This window comes from Mesorhizobium sp. M7A.F.Ca.CA.002.09.1.1, from assembly GCF_003998555.1.
Classification (GTDB): domain Bacteria; phylum Pseudomonadota; class Alphaproteobacteria; order Rhizobiales; family Rhizobiaceae; genus Mesorhizobium; species Mesorhizobium ciceri.
Genome location: NZ_RZRR01000724.1, coordinates 1 through 2,945, shown reverse-complemented (window position 1 = coordinate 2,945; position 2,945 = coordinate 1). Strand labels below are relative to the sequence as shown.

General features: G+C 64.2%; 3 protein-coding genes. All 3 read left to right on the top strand.

The window, feature by feature from the left end; translation table 11 throughout:
* Positions 1-146 precede the first annotated feature (146 nt).
* Positions 147-1,319 (top strand): glycosyltransferase, encoded by a 1,173-nt coding sequence (locus tag EN994_RS25150; protein ID WP_063169885.1) that lies wholly within the window; start codon positions 147-149, stop codon positions 1,317-1,319.
* Between the two features lie 40 nt (positions 1,320-1,359).
* Positions 1,360-2,355: a glycosyltransferase family 2 protein gene (locus EN994_RS25145; RefSeq protein ID WP_063169886.1), complete on the top strand. Its 996-nt coding sequence runs from the start codon at positions 1,360-1,362 to the stop codon at positions 2,353-2,355.
* The coding region (locus EN994_RS25140) for a glycosyltransferase family 2 protein (protein ID WP_164746166.1) at positions 2,355-2,945 on the top strand (591 nt) is incomplete at its 3' end. The genes EN994_RS25145 and EN994_RS25140, both read left to right, overlap by 1 nt.

Below are 2,945 nucleotides of genomic sequence, written 5' to 3'. Positions count from 1 at the left end.
GAAAATCCACGACCGCCGCCGACCACAAACTACGGCAATAATTTTGCAGTGCAACAGAAAACGTGGACCGCCGCACCAAAAATGTTGCGATGCAGCAAGACCTGTACTAGCATTCCCTCGGGTGGGCCAACAGCGGTCGAGTTTTTATGCTGCATGTCTTGTACCTAGTGCACGACGTTTCCGACCCGGCGGTGCGCCGGCGGATCACGATGCTCAGGGCAGGTGGGGCCCAGGTCACCTTGGCCGGATTCCGTCGCACCGCGAATCCGATTGCGGATATCGAGGGACTGCGCCCGATCGACCTCGGCGGGACGCGTGACGGGCGATTCGGCCAACGCCTAGCGGCCGTAGCCAAAGCAGCCGTTTCGATAGGCTCGAAGCTGGGCGGAATGCCAAAGCCGGATGTCATCGTCGCGCGCAACCTGGAAATGCTGGCGCTTGCCCGCCGCGCCAGGTCAGCCTTCGGTGCATCGGTTCCGATCGTATACGAGTGCCTCGACATTCATCGGCTTGTGCTGCGCAACGATGTCCTGGGCAAGGCGCTGCGTGCCACCGAACGATTTCTGGCCAGGGATGTGAAGCTGCTGGTGACCAGTTCGCCTGCCTTCATCGCCAATTATTTCAAGCCGTTCGGCCAGGTCGCGGCACCCATCGAGCTGGTCGAAAACAAATATTTCGAGGCCGCGACGATTGTGCCCGGCGCTGCCGAGGCCGATGAGAGCCCGGTCGGCCCGCCATGGCGGATCGGCTGGTTCGGCGCGCTGCGCTGCCGCCGCTCGCTCGAGCTGCTGGCTGATTTCTCCCGCCGCACGGAGGGCCGCTTCGAGATCGTGCTGCGCGGCCGTCCGGCTTTGTCGGAATTCCCTGACTTTCACGGCTTTGTCGAGGCCGAGCCATGGCTGTCGTTTCTCGGGCCCTACCGCAATCCGGAAGACATGGCGGCGATCTACAACGATGTCCATTTTTCCTGGGCGATCGATTTCTTCGAAGCGGGGCAGAACTCCGAATGGCTTCTGCCCAACCGGCTCTATGAGGGTTGCCGTTTCGGCGCGGTGCCGATCTCGATGGGCAATACCGAGACCGGGCGGTTCCTCAAGCAGCAGGATATCGGCGTGCTGTTGCCGCAGGCGTCGCCCGAAGCGCTCGAAGCCGCGCTAGGCAAGATGGAGGAGCATCGCTTCGCCAGGCTGAAGGGGCGTGTTCTGGCGCGCAACCCGAGGACCTGGAGCTACGATCGCAGCGATTGCCGTGCGCTTGTCGAGCGGCTGCGCAGCCTGACCGCCGTGCCCGGTTCGTTTGCCGCCGAGGCATTGGCATAGGATGGCAGGGGATGGACAGAGGCAAGATGGACAGAGGTTGATGACGCAGACGGAAAAACCCTCATCCAGCCTGATCGTTATCCCATGCCTGAACGAAGCCGCCCATATCGGTGCGCTGCTCGATCAATTGCGGCCCGCGGCCGCCAGGCTTGGCGCCCGGATCATCGTCGTCGACGGCGGCAGCACCGACGGCACGCTTTCCATCGTAGACGAAGTCATTGCCAGGGACCCGCGGGTTATCCTGCTCCACAACAAGCGGCGCATCCAGAGCGCGGCGATCAATCTCGCCGTCGGTACCTTCGGCGATGGTGCCGACTATCTCATCCGCATCGATGCGCATGGCGGTTATCCCGACGATTATTGCGACCGGCTGGTCGAGGAAGCGCTGGCTACATCAGCGGATTCGGTTGTCGTTTCGATGCTGACCAGCGGCAGCGGTGCCGTGCAGAAAGCAGCGGCCGCGGCGCAGAACTCCAAGCTCGGCACCGGCGGCTCGAAGCATAGGCATCTTTCGCAGGGACAGTGGATCGATCACGGCCATCATGCACTGATGCGGATATCGGCGTTCGGCGCCGTCGGCGGCTATGACGAAACGTTCAGCCACAACGAGGACGCCGAGCTCGATTATCGCCTGCGCAAGGCCGGCTACAAGATCTGGATGAGCGGCAAGACGCAGATGGTCTACTACCCGCGCGGCTCGCTCTCAGGCCTCTATTTCCAGTATCTCGGCTACGGTCGCGGGCGTGCCAAGAATGTGCTGAAGCATCGCGTCATCCCGAAGGTGAGGCAGATGGTGCCGCTGCTGGTGTTCCCGGTGGTGCTGCTGGCGGCCTTCTCTTTCGTGCACTGGCTGGCGGCGGTGCCGCTGCTGCTGTGGGCGTCGGTGTGCCTGGGCTACGGGCTGGTGACGGCTATCCGCCAGCGCAAGGCCGACGTTGCGCTGGCCGGTGTCTCGGCCATGGTCATGCATCTTGGCTGGTCGGTCGGCTTCTGGCTGCAGCTTCTCGGCCTCGGCTCGCGACGAGGAGTGGCCTGATGGCGGTGTCGGCAAAGAACCGCAGCATCGACATCGGCGTCTGCACGTTCCGCCGGCCGGAACTGGCCGACACGCTGCGCTCGCTCGACGCCATGGAGATGCCGGTGGGATTCGATGTCCGCATCGTCGTCGCCGACAATGACGACACCCCATCGGCCCGTGACCTGGTGGCGGCGCTGTCGCGGGAATTGACGGTGCCGATCCACTATCAGCACGCCCCGGCGCGCAACATCTCGATCGCCCGCAACGCCTGCCTCGATGCGAGCACCGCGGATTTCGTCGCCTTCATCGACGACGACGAGACGGCCACGACGCCATGGCTTGCCGAACTGGCCGCGATGGCGCAGCAAAGCGGTGCCGCCGCCGTGCTCGGCCCGGTCAGGGCGCGCTATCGCCCGGACGCGCCGGACTGGATGCGGCGCGGCGATTTCCATTCGACCTTGCCCGTCTGGGTGCGCGGCGAGATCCAGACCGGCTACACCTGCAACGTTCTGCTGCGGATGGGCTCGGACAGCCTGCGCGGCCGCCGCTTCAGCCTGGCGCGTGGCCAGACCGGCGGCGAGGACACCGAATTCTTCGACCAGATGCAC

Bases quoted from the DNA above. Each gene is read 5' to 3' on its own strand.
- EN994_RS25150 (WP_063169885.1), top strand. From the start codon at position 147: ATGCTGCATGTCTTGTACCTAGTGCACGACGTTTCCGACCCGGCGGTG.
- EN994_RS25145 (WP_063169886.1), top strand. From the start codon at position 1,360: ATGACGCAGACGGAAAAACCCTCATCCAGCCTGATCGTTATCCCATGC.